Source organism: Natronorubrum sediminis, from assembly GCF_900108095.1.
Taxonomy (GTDB): domain Archaea; phylum Halobacteriota; class Halobacteria; order Halobacteriales; family Natrialbaceae; genus Natronorubrum; species Natronorubrum sediminis.
Genome location: NZ_FNWL01000004.1, coordinates 52,525 through 77,081 on the forward strand (window position 1 = coordinate 52,525; position 24,557 = coordinate 77,081).

Annotated in this window: 22 protein-coding genes; 11 read left to right on the forward strand and 11 right to left on the reverse strand. The window is 61.6% G+C overall.

The window, feature by feature from the left end; all coding sequences use genetic code 11:
- Complete coding sequence (locus BLW62_RS15360; protein WP_090507924.1) at window positions 1-225, reverse strand: hypothetical protein; 225 nt, start codon at window positions 223-225, stop codon at window positions 1-3.
- Window positions 226-336: 111 nt separating this feature from the next.
- Here BLW62_RS15360 and BLW62_RS15365 point away from each other — a divergent pair, with 111 nt between their 5' ends.
- From BLW62_RS15365 to BLW62_RS15375, 3 genes are all read left to right on the forward strand, one after another.
- Window positions 337-2,382, forward strand: coding sequence for a MutS-related protein (locus tag BLW62_RS15365; protein ID WP_090507925.1), 2,046 nt, complete (start codon window positions 337-339; stop codon window positions 2,380-2,382).
- Window positions 2,383-2,465: 83 nt separating this feature from the next.
- Window positions 2,466-2,633 carry a DUF1059 domain-containing protein gene (locus BLW62_RS15370; protein ID WP_090507926.1) on the forward strand — a complete coding sequence of 56 codons (168 nt, stop codon included), beginning with the start codon at window positions 2,466-2,468 and terminating at the stop codon, window positions 2,631-2,633.
- Between the two features lie 79 nt (window positions 2,634-2,712).
- On the forward strand, window positions 2,713-3,843 hold the full coding sequence (locus tag BLW62_RS15375) for an ORC1-type DNA replication protein (RefSeq protein WP_090507927.1): 1,131 nt from the start codon (window positions 2,713-2,715) through the stop codon (window positions 3,841-3,843).
- Between the two features lie 42 nt (window positions 3,844-3,885).
- Here BLW62_RS15375 and BLW62_RS15380 read toward each other — a convergent pair whose 3' ends face one another.
- From BLW62_RS15380 to BLW62_RS15395, 4 genes are all read right to left on the reverse strand, one after another.
- On the reverse strand, window positions 3,886-4,902 hold the full coding sequence (locus BLW62_RS15380; RefSeq protein WP_090507928.1) for a DUF7972 family membrane protein: 1,017 nt from the start codon (window positions 4,900-4,902) through the stop codon (window positions 3,886-3,888).
- Entirely contained in the window at window positions 4,895-5,101 is a 207-nt protein-coding gene (locus tag BLW62_RS15385; protein WP_090507929.1) for a Sp36 family protein, read from the reverse strand. The genes BLW62_RS15380 and BLW62_RS15385 overlap by 8 nt, the downstream gene beginning before the upstream one ends.
- Window positions 5,102-5,307: 206 nt before the next feature.
- Window positions 5,308-6,639, reverse strand: a complete 1,332-nt coding sequence (locus BLW62_RS15390) for a cation:proton antiporter (RefSeq protein ID WP_090507930.1) — start codon at window positions 6,637-6,639, stop codon at window positions 5,308-5,310.
- A gap of 753 nt (window positions 6,640-7,392) precedes the next feature.
- Entirely contained in the window at window positions 7,393-7,662 is a 270-nt protein-coding gene (locus tag BLW62_RS15395) for a DUF7553 family protein (protein ID WP_090507931.1), read from the reverse strand.
- Between the two features lie 149 nt (window positions 7,663-7,811).
- On the opposite strand from BLW62_RS15395, the gene uvrB reads away from it, so the two are divergent.
- Window positions 7,812-9,872 (forward strand): excinuclease ABC subunit UvrB, encoded by a 2,061-nt coding sequence (gene uvrB, locus BLW62_RS15400; RefSeq protein WP_090507932.1) that lies wholly within the window; start codon window positions 7,812-7,814, stop codon window positions 9,870-9,872.
- Between the two features lie 33 nt (window positions 9,873-9,905).
- Here uvrB and BLW62_RS15405 read toward each other — a convergent pair whose 3' ends face one another.
- The 3 genes from BLW62_RS15405 to BLW62_RS15415 form a co-directional block, all read right to left on the reverse strand.
- Complete coding sequence (locus tag BLW62_RS15405; protein ID WP_090507933.1) at window positions 9,906-10,391, reverse strand: GNAT family N-acetyltransferase; 486 nt, start codon at window positions 10,389-10,391, stop codon at window positions 9,906-9,908.
- A 136-nt stretch (window positions 10,392-10,527) separates the two neighbouring features.
- On the reverse strand, window positions 10,528-11,004 hold the full coding sequence (locus tag BLW62_RS15410) for a GNAT family N-acetyltransferase (protein WP_090507934.1): 477 nt from the start codon (window positions 11,002-11,004) through the stop codon (window positions 10,528-10,530).
- A gap of 139 nt (window positions 11,005-11,143) precedes the next feature.
- A complete protein-coding gene (locus tag BLW62_RS15415; protein ID WP_076583044.1) occupies window positions 11,144-11,440 on the reverse strand; it encodes an SUI1 family translation initiation factor in 297 nt (98 codons plus the stop codon).
- A gap of 599 nt (window positions 11,441-12,039) precedes the next feature.
- Between BLW62_RS15415 and BLW62_RS15420 the strand changes: the two genes are divergently transcribed.
- From BLW62_RS15420 to BLW62_RS15445, 6 genes are all read left to right on the forward strand, one after another.
- Window positions 12,040-12,480, forward strand: a complete 441-nt coding sequence (locus BLW62_RS15420) for a universal stress protein (RefSeq protein ID WP_090507935.1) — start codon at window positions 12,040-12,042, stop codon at window positions 12,478-12,480.
- 460 nt (window positions 12,481-12,940) lie between these two features.
- Entirely contained in the window at window positions 12,941-14,134 is a 1,194-nt protein-coding gene (locus tag BLW62_RS15425; protein ID WP_090507936.1) for an MFS transporter, read from the forward strand.
- Between the two features lie 213 nt (window positions 14,135-14,347).
- Complete coding sequence (locus BLW62_RS15430) at window positions 14,348-15,391, forward strand: TAXI family TRAP transporter solute-binding subunit (RefSeq protein ID WP_139305422.1); 1,044 nt, start codon at window positions 14,348-14,350, stop codon at window positions 15,389-15,391.
- A gap of 77 nt (window positions 15,392-15,468) precedes the next feature.
- Window positions 15,469-17,631, forward strand: coding sequence for a TRAP transporter permease (locus BLW62_RS15435; protein WP_090507938.1), 2,163 nt, complete (start codon window positions 15,469-15,471; stop codon window positions 17,629-17,631).
- Window positions 17,632-17,811: 180 nt separating this feature from the next.
- Window positions 17,812-18,357, forward strand: coding sequence for a carboxymuconolactone decarboxylase family protein (locus tag BLW62_RS15440; RefSeq protein WP_090507939.1), 546 nt, complete (start codon window positions 17,812-17,814; stop codon window positions 18,355-18,357).
- Between the two features lie 159 nt (window positions 18,358-18,516).
- Window positions 18,517-19,758 carry an MFS transporter gene (locus BLW62_RS15445; RefSeq protein WP_090507940.1) on the forward strand — a complete coding sequence of 414 codons (1,242 nt, stop codon included), beginning with the start codon at window positions 18,517-18,519 and terminating at the stop codon, window positions 19,756-19,758.
- Window positions 19,759-19,902: 144 nt separating this feature from the next.
- Here BLW62_RS15445 and BLW62_RS15450 read toward each other — a convergent pair whose 3' ends face one another.
- From BLW62_RS15450 to BLW62_RS15460, 3 genes are all read right to left on the reverse strand, one after another.
- On the reverse strand, window positions 19,903-21,357 hold the full coding sequence (locus BLW62_RS15450) for an acetyl-CoA hydrolase/transferase C-terminal domain-containing protein (protein ID WP_090507941.1): 1,455 nt from the start codon (window positions 21,355-21,357) through the stop codon (window positions 19,903-19,905).
- Window positions 21,354-21,926, reverse strand: a complete 573-nt coding sequence (locus BLW62_RS15455; RefSeq protein WP_090507942.1) for a MaoC family dehydratase — start codon at window positions 21,924-21,926, stop codon at window positions 21,354-21,356. Before BLW62_RS15455 ends, BLW62_RS15450 begins: the two co-directional genes overlap by 4 nt.
- A gap of 105 nt (window positions 21,927-22,031) precedes the next feature.
- Window positions 22,032-23,234 (reverse strand): acyl-CoA dehydrogenase family protein, encoded by a 1,203-nt coding sequence (locus tag BLW62_RS15460; RefSeq protein ID WP_090507943.1) that lies wholly within the window; start codon window positions 23,232-23,234, stop codon window positions 22,032-22,034.
- Window positions 23,235-23,465: 231 nt separating this feature from the next.
- Between BLW62_RS15460 and BLW62_RS15465 the strand changes: the two genes are divergently transcribed.
- A complete protein-coding gene (locus tag BLW62_RS15465) occupies window positions 23,466-24,242 on the forward strand; it encodes an IclR family transcriptional regulator (protein ID WP_090507944.1) in 777 nt (258 codons plus the stop codon).
- Window positions 24,243-24,557 lie beyond the last annotated feature (315 nt).

Sequence of the window (24,557 nt, forward strand, 5' to 3'; positions counted from 1 at the left end):
TTACGCCGATTTGGACGCCGACGATTTTCCGCCGCTGATCACTTTGAGCAGGCCCTGTGCGGCCAGCCCGATGAGCATCCACTTCCAGGCGAGAACGGCGACGCCGAGCAAGGCGATCGCGCGGATGCGCTTTCCGTTGCTGAACGCGGTTCGTGCCGCTGAAAGCACCGAGACGACCGTGAGCGACCGGGTCGCCGTCGAGCCGAGCAGACGTTTGAGTACCATACCACGCGTTGGGAACCGCGTCGAATAACGGCCGACCCGGAAGGCGCAAGCCGAACGCCGCCGCGGGCGGGAGCTTTTTCTCGCTCCGGTTTGATACGCTGCTCACGAAGCATGGACCTCGAGTCGATCCCGGGTGTAGGCGAAAAGACCGCCCGGGCGCTGGAAACGCTCGACGACCCCGAGCGCGCACTGCAACGCGGCGATGTCGCGACCGTCGCGAGCGCGCCGGGAATGTCACAGGGGCGCGCCGCTCGAATCGTCCGCGGCGCAATTAGGCGACAACACGACGACCCAGGCGGCTTTTTGGCGACCGACCGTGCTCGCGACGTGTATCGCGAACTGTTAGCCCTGCTCAAAGCGCGGACAGTCACCGACTACGCCGCTCAGCGACTCGAGACGATCTATCCCAGTCCGAGCCGGTCTCGAATCGAGGACGTGCAGGCGTTCGCCCGGCGAGCGATCGACCGCGAGTGTGACTCGGCCGACGTCCGAACGGCCCTCGGGGACGTCGAATCGCTCCGGACGCCGGGTGACGTTCGGGTCCGTGAGCGCTGTCTCGCGACGACCGACGCCGAGCGGTATTCAACGGCGCGAGAAGCGATTCCGGAGCTGTCGGTCGAAATCGTCGAAGACGCACAGGGGCTGGCTGAACTCGCCCGCGGCTACTCGACGGTGATCGCGCTGGACGAATCGTTCGCCGGCGTGACCATCGACGGCGACGTGCAAGTCAGACCCGACGCCCTCGAGAACCCGGCGGACGTCGTCCCCGAGCGTCCGCTCGCGTTCTACGCGCGCAACCGAACCCGACTGCAGGCGGCGATCGAGGTACACCGGGAGGCGGATCTCGAGCCAGCGTGTGACCTCGACGCGCTCGAGGACGGGCTCTCCCGGCTCGAGGCGGACGGGACCGTCGCCGGCGACGACGAACTTGATCGGTTGACGGTCGCCGTCGACGATCTGGACACCGCAGCGGGCGCGGCCGAGAGCGTGGCCAACGATCGCCTCCGGGAAGCGATCCAAGCACAGGACGTGACGATCGAGGGCTCGGACCTGCTCTCGCTCGTCGAACGCGGTGCCGGCGTCGACTCGCTGCTCTCGAGAGAGCTTGCAGACGAGTACGCCACCGCCGTCGACGCGGCGCGAGAGCACCTGATTGACGCCCTCGAATTGGATTCGGGGGAAGCCGAAATCGCTCGGCGGGCGTTCAGCGACGAGCCGACGTTCCCCGTCGAGCGCGACGAGGAGACGATCTCGCGGCTGCGAGAAGACCTGACGGCGACGAAGGAACGACGGGCGGGTCGGCTCAAACGCGAACTCGCCGCGGATCTCGCAGACCAGCGCGAGGACGCGCGCCGACTGGTTCGAGACGCCCTCGAACTCGACGTCGAACTGGCTATCGCCCGCTTCGCGAGCGAGTTCGAGTGTACGATGCCGACGGTCGTGGATCCGGCAGACCTCGACGGCGAGAGGTCTGCCGGGTTTGCCATCGACGGCGGGCGCTCGCCCCTGCTCGAGGAGTCACTCGAGGCGATCGATCCCGTCGACTACGAGGTCTCGGGCGTCGCATTACTTTCGGGGGTCAACAGCGGCGGGAAGACCTCGACGCTGGATCTGGTCGCGAGCGTCGTCGTGCTCGCCCACATGGGACTGCCCGTCCCCGCCGAAGACGTCGAGGTGCGGCGATTCGACGACCTGCACTACCACGCGAAGACGCAGGGAACGCTCGACGCGGGCGCGTTCGAGTCGACCGTCCGAGAGTTCGCGGACCTCGCACAGGGCGGCGAGGGCTCGCTCGTCCTCGTCGACGAACTCGAGAGCATCACCGAACCCGGGGCGTCGGCGAAGATCATCGCGGGCATCCTCGAGGCGCTCTCCGAAAACGGCGCAACGGGAGTGTTTGTCTCGCACTTGGCCGGCGAGATTCGCGAGATGGCCGACTACGACGTGACCGTTGACGGCATCGAAGCCGTCGGTCTCGTTGACGGAGCACTCGAGGTGAATCGCTCGCCGGTCAAAGACCACCTGGCTCGTTCGACACCCGAACTGATCGTCGAAAAACTGGCCGACGAAGCCGCCGAGGAGCCAGTCGCGGCAAACGGTGGGAGACCGGCCGAGTCGCCTGTCTTCTACGATCGGTTGCTCGAGAAGTTCGACTGAGGGGGTCCACGCGCTGTTCGTCGACGAAACGGTGGGCAACTGCAAGTGCAATTTCTACGTCGGTTCCCAGATAATGGTATGTCGTGACCTACCAGTTCGAGTGTTCGACGGGGCCCTGTCAGTTCCTGATTCGCTCGAGCAGCGCCGATGAGGTCGAACGATTGGTTCGAGCGCACGTCCGGATGACGCACAACGGGCGAATCGATCCGGCCGACCTCGAGCGCGAAGTCGAACGAATCGAGGCGGCGTAAGGTGAAACGCCACGTTACACGGCCAGAACGGTGAAACTGCGGCGAAGAACTAAGTAGCTACGAGAGCGTGGTGAAAGTGATGGTGGACGACCCCGACGGGGGGATGTTGTCGTGGGACGAATCCGTGTTCAAGAACGAACACGTCTTCGAGATCGACTATCTTCCCGAGACGTTCAAACACCGCGAGAGCCAGACACAGGGCCTAACGTACGCGCTCCGGCCAGCGGTGCGCGGGTCGCGACCACTCAACGTGATGGTCCGTGGACCGCCCGGAACCGGGAAGACGACGTCGATTCAGAAACTGTTCGACGAGGTCGGTGCCCAGACCAGCGACGTGCGAACGATTCGCGTCAACTGCCAGGTTAACGCGACGCGCTACTCGGTGTTCTCACGGCTCTTCGAAGGGACGTTCGACTACGAACCGCCGTCGTCGGGCATCTCCTTCAAGAAACTCTTCGGGCAGATTGCCGAGAAGCTCGTCGAGGAAGACCGCGTGCTTGTCGTCGCCTTAGACGACGTCAACTACCTCTTTTACGAAAACGAGGCCTCGGACACGCTGTACTCGCTCCTGCGAGCCCACGAGGAGTATCCCGGTGCGAAGATCGGTGTCATCGTCGTCTCCTCCGATCCCGCACTCGACGTGATCGACGAACTCGACTCGAGAGTCCAGAGCGTCTTCCGGCCCGAGGACGTCTACTTCCCCGTCTACGGCCAATCCGAAATCGTCGACATCCTCTCAGAACGCGTCGAACGCGGCTTTCACGACGGCGTGATCGCCCGCGAGACCCTCGAGTACGTCGCCGATCTCACCGCCGAAAGCGGCGACCTTCGCGTCGGCATCGACCTGTTGCGACGGGCCGGACTCAACGCAGAAATGCGCGCCAGTCGCACCGTCGAGCGCGAAGACGTGGAGTCGGCCTACGAGAAATCCAAATACATCAACCTCTCACGAAGCCTCTCGGGGCTCGCCGACACCGAACGGGCCTTGCTCGAGGTCATCGCCAACAACGACGGCGAGCAAGCCGGGAACGTCTACGAGACGTTTCACGAGCGAACCGACCTTGGCTACACGCGCTACTCCGAAATCGTCAACAAACTCGATCAACTCGGCCTGATCGACGCCGACTACGCCGACGTCGACGGCCGCGGCCGCTCGCGGTCGCTTTCACTATCCTACGAGAAAGACGCCGTCTTAGACCGACTCGAGTGAGTCGGGCGCGGATCCCCACCTGACTGAGTTCTCCCAGCCCGATCAACGCTGTGACTGTCGAAGGATTTGCGGACCGATCGCGAGCGTTCGCTTGGCGACGGTCGCCACTCGAGTGACGTACGTCGTCAACAACAAGAACGGGACGAGTGTGACCGAAAACGCCGCGCCGACGAGCCAGAGCAGGTTGCTGACGCCGAGCGTCGAGCCGGGAACCGTCGCCTCGTTGACGAACGTCAGCATCATCCCCGAGACGAGTAGGGCGGGGATACCGGCGTAGAGTATCAGCCGCATGAGGTCGATCAACTCCCACTGGAAGTACAGCGTCTTGACGTGCTCGCGGGCCGGCCCGAACATCGCCAGCGACGTCCGGAGGTCGGCGAACGCCGTCATCTGCTCGTCCTCTAAGACGTCTTGGTAGTCGTCTTCCATGCGATCGATCTGGAACATCTTCCACGAGTAGTTGTAGTCGAGCGCCGCGTTGACCACGTCGAACGTCCCGAACTGCTGTCCCTCGAGTTGTTCCCGGACGGCATCGCTGTTTCCGGTGATGCTCTCCGTGAACTCGTTGACGTCGTCGATGAGTTCCTGATCGTCGAGTTTCTCCACTGACTCCTCGAGATCGTTGGCTCGGTTCTCGCTGGTGTCGACGATTTCGCGGAGCAGCGCCGACGGGTCCGCCGGCGCGGGTTTGCCGGTCACTTCCTTGATGTAGGTTCTGAAGTCGAGCGCCTCGCTCATTCGCTGGCGCTGATCGCCGAGTGGCCCGTTCTCCTGGGAAATGATTAGCTGGCTGATCGTGACGACGAGGGTGATGCCGGTGATCAGCGCGCTGATCATCGTCGAGAACATCGCCTCGATGACCGCCCGCTCGGCGACCATGTCCGAGAGCACCGGATCGACGAACACGCCTGTCATGAACGCGAGGAAAAAGACGACCGTGAGCAAGCCGGTGAGCACGAGCCGATTTGCCTTGAGCAGGAACCAGAACTTGAATCGGCTCTCACCGGCCCGCTCGCGCATCGTGTTCGCCGTTCCCGGGCCGTCCTCGTCGTTACCCATCGTCGCCCTCGTCAGCCGGCCGCTTGAAGACGAGGAACTTCGTTCCACCGCCGCTGTAGTCGATGGTGTCGACCAGTTCCCAGCCGTCGGCAGCCATCTCGTTCAGTTCCTTCTCCGGATCCGCGGCCTCCTCCATCGTCGGGTCCCGCGGCGGACGAACCGTCTCGTATTCCCACCGTGTCGCGGTACTGTCGGCCATCTACCGGACGATTGTACGACCGTCACTGAAAACCGTCACCTTGCAATCTCGTCTCGACGGGCGTACTCGAGACCGTCGCGGTCGAGTTCGGCGTTCTCGATCGGTCGCTCGAGGGGGTCGTTCGCCCTCGAGTTGACCTCGATGCGTGAGTCAAAGCGCTCGAGTGCTGTGGGACCAACCGTTTAGTTGGGTTCGATTCGAGTGATTCAATCGGTCCGTTCGTCAGCCAGCCTCCTCTCAGTTGTGTCGTCTGGTGGCGTCGGTCGATTCCGACGCCGTTCGAGTGCGTTCATCACGGGACCCGCAGTCACTCCGTGGAGAACGATCGAAGCCAGCACCACCAAGCCGACGAGAGCCCACAGTCGTTCCGCCGCGATGAGTAACTCGAGTTCTTCGAACGAGACGTGTGCGAGCGCGAAAGAGAGGTAATAGAAGGAGCCGATTCCGCGAATGCCGAAAAAGGAGATTGCCGTTCGATCGCTCCACGGCGCGTCGGATCCGACGAATCCGAGCAACCCAGCAAGGGGCCGGACGAGCACTATCACTGCCAAGCCGACGAGGACGTCAGTCCCGGTCAACGGGGCGAGGAGTCCGTCTGCGATCGCAGCGCCAAAGAGGACGAGAACCGCCGCCATCAGGAGCCGCTCGACGAGCGCGGCGAAATCGTGCAACTCGCGGTGATACTCGTGTTCCCACTCGTATCGTCGTAACTCGAGCGCCGCAACGAACACCGCGATAAATCCGTATCCCCCAAGCAGTTCCGTGACGCCGTAGGCGAGTAACGTCGCCACGATGGCCTCAGCACCCGCCATTATTTCGGCTCGGTGTGACGGCGCCGGTGCGTAGAAAACGAGTCGAGCCATTAGGTTCCCGATCGCGTACCCCAAGAGGAGCCCCACGGCAACCCGGTACAGTCCGTCGACGAGCGCCCACTCCACGAGCCACACGTGCGTCGTCGTATTGTCTGCCGCAGCGACGGCGATCGCGAGGTAGGTGAATGGAAACGCCAACCCGTCGTTGAGGCCGGCCTCCGACGTCAGCGAAAAGCGAACTGACCCCCACCGGTGGGCCGGTGCAGCTTCCTTCTCGAGTTCGGTCAACGGTGCGCCGGCGTCCACGTCAGAGGCGAGAACGGGATCTGTGGGCGCGAGGACGGCTCCCAACAGGATCGCCGTCGCCGGGTGGAGTCCGAGCACCATCCAACTCAAGAGCGCGACCGCGCCGATCGTCAGCGGCATCGTAATACCGATCAATCGCCACGTCGCCGACCAACTCGTCACGTCGAACGGTCGATCGATTTTCAATCCAGCACCCATCAGGGCGATGATCACCACCAGTTCGGTGAGGTGTTCGGTTACCGTCGAGTTGGCGACCGGGTCAATCGTCGGCGCAGTCGGGACGACGGTGAAGAGCACGCCACCGAGGGCGACGTAGAACATCGGCAGGGAGAGTGGCTTGCCGGCGAGCAGACGCGGCAAGACGATCGCCCCCAGTAGTCCCACGGCGATGATAACGAGCGCCGCTTCGTACGTACTCATCGTCGTTCAGTGACAGACGGGCGTAGAAAAGGCGTTTGTCGGGTTCGCTGGACACTTCACGGAGGCACCACGAGGGCACGAACCGGCCGACGAACGGAAACGACCACACGGAAGACCAGGATCAGCTGAGCAGTCGCCGACCAAACGCCCGCAACTCACCTTCTCGGCGGATAACGAGTGTCGATGTAACAGTGGCGCGCGGCGTCGCGGAGAGCGCTAGCGAGACGCGACGCGACTCGCGAGGGAGGAGTGAGCGAGCGGGGAACCCGCGAGTGAACGACTCGGTTGGGGAGGGTGTGGAAACCCCGTGACCACGGTCGCACTACAGGTTGCACAAAACTCCCGACAGGCCGAGCAGGAATTTCTGCAAGTCGAATAGAAACGACTGACAGCTGCTGGAAAATACTGGCAGCTACTGGCAGCTGTTGGAAGCTGTTGGAAGCTAGTAGCGGCCACTGTAGTGTCAACAATTCAATGACAGGGGTGATACAGTATCAGGGTTCAGTGAGGTGCCGGGGACAGTCCAATGGCTGTCGTGTCACGGTGAGGTACACTCGAGAGCACTACTCGAGTGCGAGTGCGAGTACGAGTGCAAGTGAAAGCAACAGTGCAAGTGAAAGTGCGTATGCGAGTTCGAGTAGCCGCGACCGACACTACCGATGCCGACACTATCGACGCTGCCGCTGCTGCTACTGACACTACCGCTACCGCGACCGATACTACCACCACCAGCACCAGCACCAGCACTACCGCTCAGGCCTGCTCGAGCGTCTCTCGATAGTCTTCGGTCGTCTCGATGGCCGACTCGAGTTTCGCCTTCGTGTTTCCGTCGGCCTCCTCGCGAGCCAATCGGAGCGTGTTGAGGCGTTCGTCGAGGATAGCGTGATCGGGTTCGCTATCACTCATCACGTAGTCGGAGAACGCCTCACTCGTTTCGCGGATGTCCTCACGAATGTCGTCGTCGTCCGCTGACTTCGCCGCCTCCTCTAAGTCGTCGCGGGCCTGCTGGAGTTGCTCGGTCATACATGGACACTCCTCGAGTCGCCTCATAACGATTTGGCGGGCAGTCGCCACGTTCGGGTGGCCGAGTCGAAGTCCGCCTCGCCGATGGACTCGAGTACGACCACTCGAGATGCGAGCGCGTAAAGTACCTCGACGCCCTGAACCTGATAATGAGTGACTCCGACTCTCGAGGCCCGCTTCAGCCGGACCGACCCGACGTCGATCGTCCCTTCGAGGTCGACGCTCCCTTCGAGCCTGCGGGGGATCAACCCGAAGCCATCGAGCAGTTGGCCGACGGGTTCCAGTCGGGCATGGACAAACAGACCCTCCTCGGCGTGACGGGATCAGGTAAGACCAACACCGTCTCCTGGACCATGGAGGAAGTCCAGAAGCCGACGCTGGTCATCGCCCACAACAAGACGCTCGCCGCCCAGTTGTACGAGGAGTTTCGGGAGCTCTTCCCCAACAATGCCGTCGAGTACTTCGTCTCCTACTACGACTACTACCAGCCCGAGGCCTACGTCGAACAGAGCGACACCTACATCGACAAGGACGCCTCGGTCAACGACGAAATCGATCGGCTGCGCCACTCCGCGACGCGCTCGCTTCTGACCCGCGAGGACGTCATCGTCGTCGCCTCGGTGTCGGCCATCTACGGGCTGGGTGACCCGCGAAACTACATCGACATGTCCCTGCGACTCGAGGTCGGCGAGGAGATCGGTCGGGACGAACTGCTCGCCCAGTTGGTCGATCTGAACTACGAGCGAAACGACGTGGACTTCACGCAGGGTACGTTCCGCGTCCGGGGCGACACCATCGAAATCTACCCGATGTACGGCCGTTACGCCGTCCGCGTGGAGCTCTGGGGCGATGAAATCGACCGCATGGTCAAAGTCGACCCACTCGAGGGGACGACCCAGGGCGAGCAACAGGCCGTCCTCGTCCACCCCGCAGAGCACTACTCGATTCCGCAGACGAAACTCGAGAACGCGATGGACGAGATCCGCGACGATCTGGATTCACGGATCTCGTACTTCGAGCGCCAGGGCGACCTCGTCGCCGCCCAGCGCATCGAGGAACGAACCTCCTTCGACCTCGAGATGATGCAGGAGACGGGCTACTGTTCGGGCATCGAGAACTACTCCGTCTACCTCTCGGATCGAGAATCCGGCGAGGCTCCCTACACCTTACTGGACTACTTCCCCGAGGACTTCCTGACCGTCGTCGACGAATCCCACGTGACCCTCCCGCAGGTTCGCGGGCAGTACGCCGGCGACAAGTCCCGAAAGGACTCGCTGGTCGAGAACGGCTTCCGACTCCCCACGGCCTACGACAACCGGCCGCTGACGTTCGAAGAGTTCCAAGAGAAGACCGACCAGACGCTCTACGTCTCGGCGACGCCTGCCGACTATGAACGCGAGCACAGCGACCAGATCGTCGAGCAGATCGTCCGCCCCACACACCTCGTCGATCCCGCGATCGAGGTCTCGCCGGCCAGCGGGCAGGTCGACGACCTCATGGATCGCATCGACGACCGAATCGAGCGCGACGAGCGAACTCTCGTGACCACGCTCACGAAGCGGATGGCCGAGGACCTCACGGAGTACCTCGAGGAAGCCGGCGTGAACGTCGCGTACATGCACGATGAGACCGACACGCTCGAGCGCCACGAGATCATCCGCTCGCTGCGACTCGGTGAGATCGACGTGCTCGTCGGAATCAACCTTCTGCGAGAGGGACTCGACATCCCCGAAGTTTCGCTGGTCGCAATTCTGGACGCCGACCAGGAGGGCTTCCTCCGCAGCGAGACGACGCTCGTCCAGACGATGGGGCGGGCGGCCCGAAACGTCAACGGCGAGGTCGTCCTCTACGCCGACGAGCCCTCGAACGCGATGGAGTCTGCTATCGAGGAGACCACACGCCGCCGTGAAATTCAGCGCGAGTACAACGAGGAACACGGCCTCGAGCCGACGACCATCGAGAAAGACGTCGGCGAGACCAACCTGCCCGGCAGCAAGACCGATACCTCGAGCGTCTCCGGGAAGGACATCGCCGACGAGAACGAAGCCGAACGCTACATCACCGAACTCGAGGATCGAATGGACGAAGCCGCGAGCAACCTCGAGTTCGAACTCGCAGCCGACATCCGCGATCGGATTAGAGAGGTACGCGAGGAGTTCGAACTCGCGGGCGACGACGAGGGGATCGCCCCGCCGACCGAGGAGTTCTAACCGCGAACGACGGTCGAGTCCTTCCTAGTGCCTTCACAACTCGAGCGTGTAGACGACCTCCTGGCGCTCTTCGCCGCCGATTTCGACCGTCCCCTCGCCGGTCCGCTCGAAGCCCTGTTTCTCGTAGAATTGCTGACCACCGTCGTTCGAGGCGAGGTCGATCGCCTGCATTCGCTCCATGTTGAAATCCTCCAAGTCCGCCCGGAGTCGATCGTGGAGGGCCGTCCCGATGCCCTCGCCCTGGTGGTCGGGATGAACCGACATTCTGAGGACGTCGCCTTCCGCCTCGCTGACGACGCCGTGCGTGAAGCCGACGACCCCTTCGTCGGCCGTCTCGGCGACGAGAAACGCCGTCCCCGGTTTCGAGAGGGCTGCCTCGAGTCGCTCGTCGCCGTACCAGTCGTCGACCGTCTCGTCGATCGTCTCCCCCTCGAGTTCGTCGTACGTCTCGTGCCAGGTTGCTCGAGCGACCGTTCTGATCGCCTCGTAGTCGTCGACAGTCGCTGGTCGGATCTCCATACGCTAATCGAGGACCGCGAGTGACAAAGTGCTATCACCCACCACAGTTGGGTATCACGCGGCCGACAATGAAGCGCGACCGACGACCAAGCGCGACCAACGACCAAGCGCGACCAACGACGAATACCGTCGAACGCTACAGGTCCCGAGCGTAGACCGCTTCGTCGTAGAACTCGCCGTCGATTTCGACCTCGCCGGTGTCGGTCTGTTCGAACCCCTGACTTTCGTAGAACTGCCGACTGGTGTCGTTAAAGGCGAAGTCGAACGCCCGAATCCGTTCGACGTCGTAGACCTCGAGTTGTTCGATGAGGCATTCGTGGAGGTCGGTTCCGACGCCGTCGCCCTGACAGCCGGGTTCGACGTACATTCGGAGGATGTCGGCAGTTTCGCCCTGTGCCACTGCGTGGGTAAAGCCGACGACCGACCCGTCGATCTCGACGACGAGGACGACCGTTCCCGGAGCCCCGAGTGGCATCGAGTCGTCGGTGTACCACCTGTCGACGGTCCGGTCGATCAACTCGGCCTCGAGTTCGTCGTACGTATCGTGCCAGGTCGTTCGAGCGACCGCTTTGATGGCCGAAAAATCGGCAGCCTCCGCCGGACGGATTTTCATACGTGTACGTGGAGGGGGATACCATAAAGTGACTTCGATACGTTACCAGTTGGCATGCACTGATGGCGAGGTCGACTGAGCGGTCTGTGTCGTGGCTCACAGCCGCTTCAGACGATTCGACACGTCGAACGCGGCCGTCTCACCCCTCGACGTCGAACCCGCGCTCGCGAAGCAACGACGGAACGCGGTTGCGGTGGTCTCCCTGCAGTTCGATTCGCCCGTCGCTGACCGTGCCACCGGTCCCCAACGAGCGCTTGAGTTCCGACGCCGTCGACTGTAGATCGGCGGTCTCGAGGTCGAATCCCTCGACGATCGTCACCGGTTTGTCGTATCGTCGACGCTCCATTCGAATCGAGAGTTGCTGCTGTGACGTCTCGAGATCGCCCTGACTGTCGAGTTCGTCGAGTAAATCCTCGAGTTCGTCGTCACTTGCCATATGTTGGCGTGGCGACGGACGAGGTTAGCCCTGACCTTGCGCTTGCAACGGATCGAGCGGAGCGATACTATCTATACGGCACACATGTTATTTGTCCGCCACTTCGACAACGTGTGCCTAGCACAGACGCTAAAATGAATCGTGTCGGTGTGTCGGCGCGTCGACGCTTCGGCGGTCGACGCATACACGAGAAGCGTACGTATCCGAAATCGCTACGCATCAGGAGGTAATGTCCTATTGAGGGCGGACTGTCGGTGTCGTGGGTCGACGAATTAGGTGGAGACGGCGAAATAACAACGCCACTGAGAGAGCGAGCAGGCTCACCCGTTAGAACAACTCAAAGAGTGATATTAGTCGGTACACGAGCCTGTACGGACTGTCCGCAGTCAGATAGAATCCGTATTGGGTCGTTGACGCCGACGAGCCAGATAGTGTGGACAAGTAATTGTCACTATCCCTACACTATCTGCTATACATAATATAGGTAACAAATAGTCTCGAGGAACTGGTGGTGTGTCCCTTGCTGTGGCCGGTATCGATCCGTGCTCAGTGTTCCCGGCTCACGTACATTGATATACCTCCGTTCATTGGTGGCTCATATGTACCGCGTACTTGCGCCGATCGATTCGGACGAACCGCGCACGCGTGCCCAGATCGAAGCCATTCGCGACCTGCCGGAGGCAGCCGAATCGGTCCGCGTCGATCTATTGCACGTTCACGAAGAGATCGACGCCCCGGGCGACGAAGCCGGAACGAGTTACATCCGCGAACTCAACGAGCGGATCGAAGATCTTCAGGGAACCCCGGATACGGTCGGAATCGCCGCCGAAGAACTCGAGAGCGCGGGAATCGAAGCGGAGATTCACGACATCACCGGCGAACCGGTCAGCGCGATTCTCGAGGTCGCCGAGGAGTTCGACGTCGATTCGATCGTCGTCGGAACGCGAAGCCAAACGCCAGTCGGAAAAGTGGTGTTCGGCAGCGTCGCACAGGGAGTAATCATCGATAGCGACCGTCCAGTACTGGTCGCCACCCCGTGATCTGCGAGTGACAGATGCACGAGCGATTCCGAACAGCCACACACCACGCGCACACCGACACACGCTCGGCGTCGATCGTCGACAAACGATAGAACCGGACGTGTACCGGTAGAACTACCGTGGCCGTCTCGAGAGTCATCGACATCGATACCGACGTCGACGCCTCGCCGTCAGCGATGTTTGTCAGCGAAGCGGGCGGAGAGCAGGCGGTATACACACGAATGAGTGCAGAATACGAACGAGGCAGTGCATGGAATACGAACGAGACAGTCTAAGTCGCAGGTCAGATCGACCGACACTCGAGACGACGAGCGGCCGAACTCCACGACGACGAGGAGAGACGGACACATGATCGACGGAGACGACAACACGACGGATGAATCGACTCGAGACGACGACCGTCTCGAGCGCGACTATCGAACGCGTAGGCTCGGGCCTCGAGTGAGGCGATGATTCCTCGATGACCGCTGTTACCCAATCTGCTCACGGCCGTAGTTGGCAGGCCAATACGTTGTTGATCTTGCTCTGGCAGGTCTCTGCAAGCATCTGCTTTTATGCAGTCTACGCGGTCACGCCTTTCGTACGTGACGAGTTTGGCCTCTCCGCGACGCTCATCGGCGTGATGGTGACGGCGATGATGCTCGGCTACACGCTATTTCTCGTGCCGGCAGGGGCGATTATCGACACCTACGGCGAGGGACGAACGCTCGTCGTCGGCCTCCTCGGACTGGCCGGCGGCGCGGTCGGGATCACTGCTGCGCCGACGTACGCGACGGTCCTCGGCACGGTGTTCGTCATCGGCGGCTTTTACGCGACTGCGATTCCCGGGACGAACAAGGCCGTCTTCAACGTGATCCCCGACGACCGCCTCAACACGTCGATGGGGATCAAACAAGTCGGCGTCACGGCGGGTAGCGGCATCAGTTCGATCGTTATCCCGTGGTTCGGCGCGACGCGATTCGGCTGGGAAGTCGGATTTCTGCTGACGGGGATCCTCGCGGTCGTCGTCACCGGCGTGTTCCGACTCATGTACGGCGCGGGGGGAGCCGGCAGTGACGCGAGCGCCCTCGATATTCGCGGCCACTTCGCGAAACCGGAGTACGCACTGCTCACCGCCGCCGGGTTCTTCCTCGGAGCGGGGCTCTTTACGACGACCGGATACACGATCCTCTTCGTCGAGGAGTCGATCGGCGCGAGCGTCGTCTTCGCCGGGATTACGCTGGCCGTCGCCCAGGGATCTGGCAGCGTCGGTCGGATCGCGTTCGGGTGGCTCGCGGACAAACTCGCCGCACCGCTCGCGATTTCGACGCTCCGTATCCTGCTCTTTCAGGCGGCCGGCGCGAGCGTCTTGTTCTTCCTCGCGACGCAAGTCCAGACGAATCTGACCTCGCTCGTCTACTTCGTCTTCCTCGGGTTCTTCGTCCTCGGGTTCACGGGAATTTACTACTCCTGTATCGGCTCGATGGTCGACGCAGACGAAATCGGGAGCGCGACTGCGGGGGGACAACTCGCCCTCAACGGCGGGGCATTACTCGCACCCCCAGTATTCGGATTCTTCGTCGACACGTCCGGATACGACACTGCGTGGGCAATGCTCGGTGTAAGTACCGTTGTCGCGTTCGCGCTCTTAGTTCTCGCTCGCCGTCAACTCTAATGCAGTCGTGAGAATCACAGCCGTTGAACCGAACATAAAGGCAGTAATCTGTGATAAAAATTGTCGTCGTATATCGATCGTGAAAAAATCCATCAGACGGCCACCATGTTGCGTTAGCCGCCTCTATGGATCCATTACGAACGATAATGATTATCATAGACTTTCGCCATAGTAGAAAGGGTTAAGTATCGGCCTTCGTAAGCATGGGCTTGTATGCCAAGGGATGACAATGTTTCACGGCGAACTGTCTTGAAAGCTACTGCTGCAACAGGCGCAGTCGGACTCGCCGGCTGTCTTGGTGGGGGTGCAGATCACTCGGTCGCGATTGCCGGAACCTCGAGTGGGAGTGCAACGCAGGCGGCCGGACAGGCGCTCTCGCTCGTGGCGAACGACAGCGACGTCGTCGACGTCGACGTGCAGGTTACCTCAGGGTGGACGGCAAACCTTACCGAGTTCGACGACGGCGAGTTCAGCACCATCGGCGTAGACAACAACTCGCTCGCAGCGGCACTCAACGACGAAGATCCGTTCGACGAGGACCCCGTCGACGACATGCCGATGCAGGGGTTCCTCTTCGACAGCCTCGAGATGCACTGGGTCGCGATGGACGGGTCGGGGATCGAGTCGACAGCCGACCTTCGTGACGGTGGCTACACCATCTACCCGATCGAACCAGGATTTGGGACGCGACTGATCACTGAAGAACTGCTCCGAGACGACGGTATCTGGGACGCAAACGATATCAACAACGAGGACACCGACGACATTCCGGGCGTCGTCGAGGAGGGAACCGTCGACGCCCTCGTCCTCTACGGATCGAACCGCGTCGAACTCGCCGGTTGGTCCGCAGAGGTCGACGTTCGCAGTGACGGCCAACTGTACGGTGTCGATGTCGATGACGAGTTCCAGGAGACGCTCGAGGCGAACGACGGTGTTCGCGTCGAAACCCACGAACCGTACGGCTACGAGCAGGACCTCGAGACCGACGAGGTTACGAGTTGGGTCCTCGACGGTCAGTGGGCGTTCGGACCGGACGTGCACCCGGACGCAGTCTACGAGCTGTGTCGACTCGCCCACGAAGAACACGACGAGATGCGCGACTCCGACCCGACGACGCTCGATTACGACGACGTGGAAGTGATGACCGAAGCAGTCCTGCCAGAGATCGACATTCACCCAGGAGCCGCCGAATTCTTCCAGGAGCACGACGTCTGGGACGACGAGTGGAGCGAGGGCGAAGCCGACACTGACGACTAACTCGAGGGTACCACCGAATTGGTCCTCACTGCAACTTTCGTGCTACCAATATACGACGATATCTGGATTAAATAACTATGGCAGAACAACCACCGGCTGATGACACAGAAGACGCGGCAGATATCGATATTGATGGGAAAGGCATCGATATCGACGACGAGGTGACTGATCGCCCGATTAGAGAGGAGATTAGTAACCGTCTCTCGTGGGACCGTTTGCAATCGAAAATGACGTTGTGGAGCTTTTTGGCGCTCCTGTCCGTTCCGTTCTGGTTGTACGTCATGTGGATGGCGTACCTGCAGTCGGCGATTATCGGGACGGCACCGTCTCGAGCCCAGTTCGGTGCCGGGTTCCTCGGCGGAGTCATCGTGTTGTACGCGCTCTACGAGATGATCCAACGCGTCGGTGGTGGGAAACGACACTACCGCAAGGACGTGAAAGAACTGGTTTCGAAAGAAAACCGGCTCGATACGTCGTTACTCCTCATCTCGGTCGCTCTCATGGCGCCGACCGTCGTGTACATTTACATAAACGCCCTCGACCTCGCCGGGCGGGGTGGGGCGTCGACGCCGGAGGAGGTGATGGCACTGTCGTTCACGCTCGTGATGATCTACATCACGTGGCGAGCGTTCGGGGCCACGTTCCTCGCAGTCTTGTTGGCAGGAATAGCCTACGGCCTGTTTGGGTCCGTGGTTCCCGGGACGCTCAGCCACACCGGAATCTCGCCGGAGCGAACGCTCCGAATTCTGGTTATCAGCATGGACGGCTTCTTCGGCTTCCTGACGCAGTTAACGGCAGCCTGGATCGCCCTGTTCTTGCTCTACGCCGGGTTGTTGAAGTCTTACGGGGCGTTCGAACTCATCTTGCGCGTTGCGACTCGATCAGCGAAGTATATCGACTCCGGCGTCGCACAGACGGCGGTCATCGCGAGCGCGGTCATCGGGTCCGTTAACGGGAGTCAGACGGCGAACGCCGGCATGACCGGTTCGTTCACGATCCCGATGATGAAAAAGAGCGGCGTCAAGCCGGCTACTGCCGGCGGGATTGAATCCGTCGCATCCACGTCGGGCCAGGTTCTTCCGCCCGTCATGGGCGCCGGCGCGTTCGTCATGGCCCAACTCATTACGGGCGCATCGTACCTCGACGTCATCGTCGCCGGCTTGATTCCGGCGGCGATCCTCATGGTCACGGTCTTCGTCGCGGTCCACTACGCTGCCGGACCGCAGATCGAAGATCCGGATATGGACGAACTCTACGACCAATCACTCACCACGGGCGAAATGGTCCTCGAGGGGATCAAGTTCGGTGTCCCGATCGTGATTCTCGTCTACCTGCTCGGTGTCGTCGGCTGGACCGTCGGAACGTCGGCGTTCTGGACGGTCATCACGATGATCACACTCGGGATGGCGATTCCGACGGTGAAGCGGGCGTACGAAACGACCGACGTTCGGGAAACGTTCTGGGCGTTCGTCTACACTGGCGGCCAGACGATCAACGGGTTCCGCGAAGGCGTCATCGTCCTCGCACCCGTCGCGATCATCCTGGCGTCCATCAACGGTGTCGTCGACATTTTCGAAGCGACCGGCGTTCCAGGATCGATCGCACTCGCGCTCATGGACCTCTCTGGTGGCGTACTGCTGATCGCGGCCATCCTGGCGATGATCATCTGTATCATCCTCGGACTCGGGATGCCGACGACGGCCGCGTACACGATCGTGGCGATGCTCGTCGCGCCGACGCTGGTCGAACAGTTCATGCTACCCGAGTTCTCCGGGCACTTCTTCGTCTTCTACGCCGCAATTCTGGCGGGGCTCACACCGCCAATTGCGACCTGTGTGGCAGTCGCTACGGGGATCGCCGGATCGAACTTCTGGCGAACGTGTTTCGAGGGCGTGAAAATCTCCGCCCCGCTGTTCGTCCTGCCATTCTCGTTCATCTACCACCCCGACATCGTCGACCACGGCGGTGACGTGTCGGCAACGGTGTTGATGACGAGTGCGATCATCCTCTTCGGCGGATTGCTCATCATCCACGGACTGAACTACCGGTTCGACCGCTCGAGAGTGACCGCCTACGGCCTCCGAGCCGTCTTCTTCGGTCTCGGTGTCACGGCGATGGTCTACCCCGAGACGGTCGTGCAACTCGGTGCGCTCGGCGTCGGGGTCTTCCTCTTCCTGACGCAAGCGGCCGTCGGTGAATCGAGTCCACTCGACAAACTCCGCGGTTCGCAATCGAACTGATCGGTCGCGAACTGTCGACGGCTCTGAGCCAATTTTTCTCCGCGTATTGTCACGGTCTGCTAAAACGTGTCAGGTTCATCGAACCAACTGTGGCGACCGTCTCGCCGTCCGCTGGTTTGGTCGTCCAAATGCGCCGTGTGAGTGGGGAACAATTATTATACTCCCGTTCACTTACCCGATATGGCACGCGTTTCATACGTTCGCGCAGACGAACTCGAGTCCGAATACGAAGATCTGGTCGTCTCTTCGCTCCAGCCAGGAAAGGCGGTAAACGTCTACAGCGCAGTCGCGACGAATCCGCCGGTCTTACAGGGACTCAGGCAATTTCTGGGCTCGTTGTGGTCACACTCGGGACTGAGCGACCGACAGCGAGAACTCGTGATCCTCACGGCAGCCCACGAAATCGGCGTCGGCTACGAGTGGCACCAACACGTCAACATCGCCAGAAACGCCGACATTACGGACGCGGAAATCGCCGCACTCGCTCGAGACGACCGGGAGCCGTTCGCGGAGGACGAGAAAGCCATCATCGCGTACGCTCGAGCGGTCGTGCGCGGACGCGTCACCGACTCCCTCCACGACGCCGTCGTCGAATACGTCGGCGAAGAGGCGACGGTCGGTGCCGCAACCGTCGCGGCAGGCTACCTCGGTCTCGGACGCGTCATCGACGCCCTCGACGTCGACCTCGAGGACGGCGACGACTTCGTCGGCTGGGACCCTCGATAGAAACGCTCGAGAGCCCACGGGGCAATCGCTCACTGCACACCAGATTATCCGCCGCTGACTGTCGAACGCAGTAGACGGCGCGAAAAACAAAAGAGCCAACTTATGGTATACACCAACATCCCCCAATGACTGGAACGACGCGCAACGGTGATCGAACGGATGGACGATAACGACCGCTCGATCGTCACGTTCGTCTCGCTGTCGCACATGATGGTCCACACGTACGAGTTTGCCGTCCCGATTCTCATGACGGTCTGGCTGCTCGAGTTTTCCGTCACGGCGGCGACGCTCGGGGCCGTCGTCACGGTGGGATACTTCCTGTTCGGCGTGGGCGCACTTCCAGCAGGGATGCTCGTCGATCGATTCGGCTCGAGGCCGCTCATCTTCGCGTGTCTCATCGGGATGGCGCTCTCGTTTCTTTTACTCGGCATCGCGAGTAACGTCTACGTCGTCGCGCTCGCGCTCGGACTGTGGGGGATTGCCGCGAGCGTCCACCACCCCGCCGGACTGACGCTCATCAGCAAAGGCGTCTCGGATCCCGGGTGGGCGTACGCCTACCACGGCATGGCGGGCAACGTCGGTATCGCGTTCGGCCCGTTGGCGACCGCCCTGTTGTTGCTCGCGTTCGATTGGCGACTCGTCGCGGCGCTGCTCGTCGTCCCGACCGTGATCACGATCGGCATCGGACTCACGCTCTCGTTCGACGAGACGGCACAGGTGACGGCGACCGATGGCGGCGGAAAGCAGAGTAAAGGCGAGATTACTCCCTCGTCGTTCGTCTCCGATACGCGACTGTTAGTGACCGTCGGGTTTCTGACCGTCTTCGCGATCGTCATGTTCAACGGCCTCTACTACCGCGGCGTGCTCACGTTCCTGCCGGACATGCTCGGCGGGTTCTTGGCCGACCTCGACATCCATCTGGACCTCTTCGATCCCGACAGCCCCTACGCCGAAGAGTTCGACCTCGCGCAGTACGTCTACGTCGGCCTCCTGATGATCGGCATCCTCGGCCAGTACATCGGCGGCATTCTGACGAGCAGGATTCCGACCGAACGAGGGCTCGTCATCGCACTGGGAGCACTCACGATACTCGGAATTACGTACGTGCCCGCTGCGACGGCCGGCTTCGGGCCGCTCCTCGTCGTCAGCGCGCTGCTCGGAATCTTCCTCTTTGCGATGCAACCCCTCACGCAGGCGACCATCGCGGCCTACTCGCCGGCGGAAGCCCGCGGCCTCTCCTTCGGCTGGACGTTCCTCGCTATCTTCGGCATCGGCTCGCTCGGCGCGACCATCGCCGGATTCGTGCTCACCTACGCGAGCGCGAACGCGTTGTTCCTCGTCCTCGCCTGTTTCGCCGGAACGGGCTGTCTACTCGCCCTCTCGCTCGTCGTGCGAAACTGAGTGGCTGCGTCGCACGGTGGCTGGGTGGGACAACATCTGTTCGCAAATCGAGACGGGTTCGATCGATCCCGACTCGAGACGTCGCCGTCGTCCATCGAGACGCGTCGCTCGTTCGACAGCTGACTAAAAGCGGGTAGATCGGGTCTACTCCTGCCAGGAGAAGGCCGTCTCGAGGTCGTGTGGTTCGTGGCCGCCGTTCGCGTCCGCTCGCTCGAGGGCGGACTCGAGGTCGGGTTCGAAGTCGGGGTGAGCACACGACTCGAGAATCACGCGGGCGCGTTCGCGCGGCGAGGTCCCGCGAAGGTCCGCGACGCCGCGTTCGGTGACGACGACGTCGACGTCGTGTTCGGTGTGGTCGACGTGTGGGGCCATCGGGACGATTCTCGAGATGTCCCCCTCCGCAGCCGTCGAGGGTAGTGTGATCACGGACAAGGGCGAGTTGCGGGTGAAGTCGCCGCTGCCGCCGATGCCGTTGAGCATCCGCGAGCCGTTGACGTGCGTCGAATTGACGTGTCCGTAGAGGTCGACCTCGAGCGCGCTGTTGACCGCGATGACGCCGAATCGGTCGACGAGCGTCGGACTGTTCGAGAGGTCGGCCGGCCTGAGGACGACGTCTTCGGCGTAGCGGGCCGCGTTCTCGAACAGACGCTCTTGACCGTCGCTCGAGAGCGCGAAGGAGGTCGCGCTCGCGGCGTGGAGTTGGTTCTCGTCGAGCAAATCGAGCAGGCCGTCCTGAATCACCTCGCCGAAGTAGACGAGGTCTCGATCGCCGAAGTCCGCGTCGGCCAGCGCGCCCATGAGCGCGTTACCGAGGCTGCCGACACCGAACTGGATGCGAACCGAGTCGTCGTACAGCGACGACTCCCTGACTTCCTCGACGAGGAACGACTGCAGATTCGACGCGATCTCGAGGTCGTCGTCGGTCGGATCGCGGAACTCGTAGGGCGAATCCGGCGTCTCAGTTTCGACGACGGCGGTCAGTGCCTCCGAATCGAACTCGATGCGCGGGCCGCCGATTCGCCCGTCAGGAGCCGACAGTGGAACCGGCTCACGATTCGGCGGCGTTCCCGGTCGATAGTTGTCGTGGAAGGCCGTCAACTCGAGGGGCTGGGCCCGGTTTACCTCGACGATGATCTGGTCGACGCTCTCGACCCACGCCGGGGTGTGGCCGATCGAGGTCGAAGGGATCAGCCAGTCTTCGCCGACGGCGGTCGCCTCGACGATGGCGACGTCGGGGTCGACGAAACCACCGTACTGAACGTCGTCAGCGAGTGCGGCGATGTGTCGATCCGCGAACGCGACCGTCTCGTCGTTGACCGATCGTCGGACCGCGCCGGCGGATTGATAGGGGTAGCGCCGGTCGATCGCGCCCGCTTCGACCATCGCCTCGTCGATTTCGTCGCCGACGCTGCCGCCGCTGACGACCGTGAGCCCGAATTCCTCGTCGGCATCGGCGATGGCGAGTGGAATCGACTTCGGGTAGCCGACGCGGCCGAAGCCGCTGACGAGGACGGTTGCATCGGGTTCGAGTTGGTCGACGACCGATTCGGCGTCGACGACGGGCAAATCGCCCGAGAGGCGTTCCGACGGGACCGTCACTCTAACTCCTCCGGTTGCGTGCCGACCCCCTCCGGCCAGCCCGTCGGCTGTGCCGCGGATGGTTGTGCGTACTCGCGTTTCAAGACCATCGGCGTCCGCTCGAGCGAGAGTACCTGCTCGCCGTCCTCGTTGTACGCTCGGAGTTCGGTCGTTACGATTCCCACGTGATCTCGAGAGTCGCTCTCGCGTTTCTCGATGACTTCGCTCTCGGCGAAGAGCGTGTCGCCGTGGTAGACGGGACCGTGGTGGCGGATCTTGTCGTATCCGAGGTTCGCGGTCGCGTTCGCCGAGATGTCGATGACGCTCATCCCGACGGCGAGAGCGATAACGAACGTCCCGTCGACGAGGCGCTCGCCGAACTCGGTCTCGGCGGCGTAGGCCTCGTTGAAATGCATCGGATTGAGGTTCATCGTGATATTGGTGAACCAGACGTTGTCCGTCTCGGTGACCGTCCGGCCGTAGGGGTGTTTGTACACGTCACCGACGGTGAAATCTTCGTAGTAGCGGCCTTCCCAGCCGGAAACAAGTCGTCGATCCTGTTCGCCTTCTGCAGTGTTATCGTTTGTCATGGTATGTGTTCGGTCTGCGGTGGTGGTTTGCGTGCCGATTCTGGCTTCGGTCGCACTGCGCGTCCGTTAGCACTGCGTTCGCTCGCTACCTCGGTCGTTGAATCCTCAGTACGAACGCGGTAGCCCCAGCACGTTCTCCCCAACGTAGTTGAGGACGAGTTGCTGGGTGATTGGCACCAATCGAGTCAGCCGCGCCTCGCGGAAGTACCGTTCGACGTCGTACTCTCGAGCGACGCCGAAGCCACCGTGAGTCTGGACCGCCGCGTCGGCGGCGTCGAAGGCCGCGTCGGCCGCGAGGAACTTCGACATGTTCGCTCGAGCGCCGATCGCTTTCGGATTGGCGTCGTTCTCGACGGCGCTCGCGGCGGTGTAGACCATCTGCTTTGCGGCCTGCACCCGCGCGTACGCTTCCGCGAGTGGATGTTGGATCGCCTGATTCTGGCCGATCGGGTTACCGAAGACCTCTCGTTCCGAAGCGTACTCGACGCCCGCCTCGAGTGCGGCCTCGCCCAAGCCGACGCACTCCGCGGCGATGACGAGTCGCTCCTCGTTGAGGCCGTCGAGCATCTGGTAGAAGCCCTCGCCTTCCTCGCCGATGACGGCGTCTTCAGCGAGACGGAGGTCCTCGAACCACATCTCGTAGGAGTGGACGAGGTTACTCGCCGTCTTCTCGATCTGTTCGATCTGGAGGGCTCCCTGATCGTAGGCGTCCTCGAGGTTGACGAGGAACATGGTCATGCCCTGCGTGCGTTTCTCGACCTCGGACTTCGGCGTCGTTCGCGCCATGAGCACGATGTAGTCGCTGGCGTCGACGCGCGAGATCCAGATCTTCTGACCGTTGACGACGAACTCGTCGCCGTCTCGCTCGGCCGTGGTCTCGATCGACGTCGAGTCGGAACCGGCGTTTGGCTCGGTGAGTCCGAACGCCTGAATCGACGTCTCGCCGCGAGCGACCTTCGGGAGGAGGTCCGCCTTCATCTCCTCGTGGCCGTACGTGACGAGAGGGACGGAGTTGTAGATCCCGCCGTGAATGGCCTGGGCGGCGCTGAAGCCGCCGCCATTGGCGGCAATCTCTTCCATCATGACGACGACTTCCTCCGTCGACATGCCGGCACCGTCGTACTCTTCGGGGATCAACGCGCCGAACCAGCCGTTCTCGGAGAGTTGGTCCACGAACTCCTGTGGATACTCGCCGGCCGCTTCGTGTTCGCGCCAGTACGCGTCATCAAAATCTGCACAAATGTCTCGGATCGAGTCTCGGACCAGTTGCTGTTGGTCGGTCAACGAGACCGTATCTCTCTGTACCATTCGAGCGTGTGAACCTGTGGGAGTCTGCGTATTAAAGCTATGCACTCATCGGCTACGGACCGTCTCGTACGTGCTCATATCCGGCGTTTGCTGGCGAGGGCGCTCTCGAGGGGACGAACCGACGGTCCCCCACTCCGATCCCTTGCAAAGTACTGTCACGATCCGGGCCAGTGATGATCTTCGTTCCGTATAATCGAACGATATTTACCCGTTCTCGACGACTGTGTTGACATGCCAGAGGACGACGGGGGACAGACAGCAGGGACGGTACAGACGTCACAAACGATGTTCGTGATCGTCGAGTACATCAAAGAACAGGATGGAGCCACGATCACGGAGGTGGCGAACGAACTCGGCTACGCGAAAAGCACCGTTCATCGCCACCTCTCGACGCTGACCGAGATGGGCTACGCCGTCAAGGAGGGCAACGAGTTTCACGTGGGGTTACGGTTCGTCGACCTCGGCCAGCACGCCCGCACGCGCCGAAACGGGTACGAGCTGGCCAGAGAGAAAGTCGACCAGATCGCCGCTGCAACCGGTGAGCGAGCACAGTTTATCGTCGAAGAACACGGCGAAGGCGTCTACTTGCACCGCTCGTTCGGTGAACACGCCATCCGAACCGACCCCGGAATCGGCAGTCGAATCCCGCTTCACGCGACGGCCGCCGGAAAGGCGATTCTCGCGAACCTCGAGGAATCCCGCCGGTTCGAAATAATCGAACAAACCGACTTCGATTCGCTCACGGAGCATACGATAACAGATACCAAATCGTTGTTCGAGGAACTCGAGACGATCCGCGAACGCGGGTACGCGTTCAATCGACAGGAGAATCTCAACGGACTCTACGCCGTCGGTGTCGCCGTCAAAAGCCCCACAGAAGGCGTTATCGGCGCGTTCAGCGTCTCCGGTCCGATTCACCGACTCAAAGGCGAGCGTATTCAATCGGAGCTACCGGATCGGTTGTTGGGCACGGCAAACGAACTCGAACTCAACATCACGCACTCCTGAAGTTCGAACATATCGAACGGCCTGTTCGGCCAATCGAACGTTCCCCACGTATCGTTTTTCGTTACGATAGGCACGAACGCTCCCAACTTGACCATGTTCAGTCGACGTCGGTTCTCGCAAGAAAATTCGAATCCGTCGTTCTCGGCCAGCATATCGCAGTTACCGGCCGCTCCCGTCTCGTCGGAAGAGCCGAGCATCGTCGTTCCGCGTGTTCGAAAGTCGTTCATCAACATCGGTAGCTCTGGCAAAAGTCCGGCAAACAAGCCAACAACCGCGTTATCGGCCAAAAATCGAACGACGCGGGTGCGATTACAA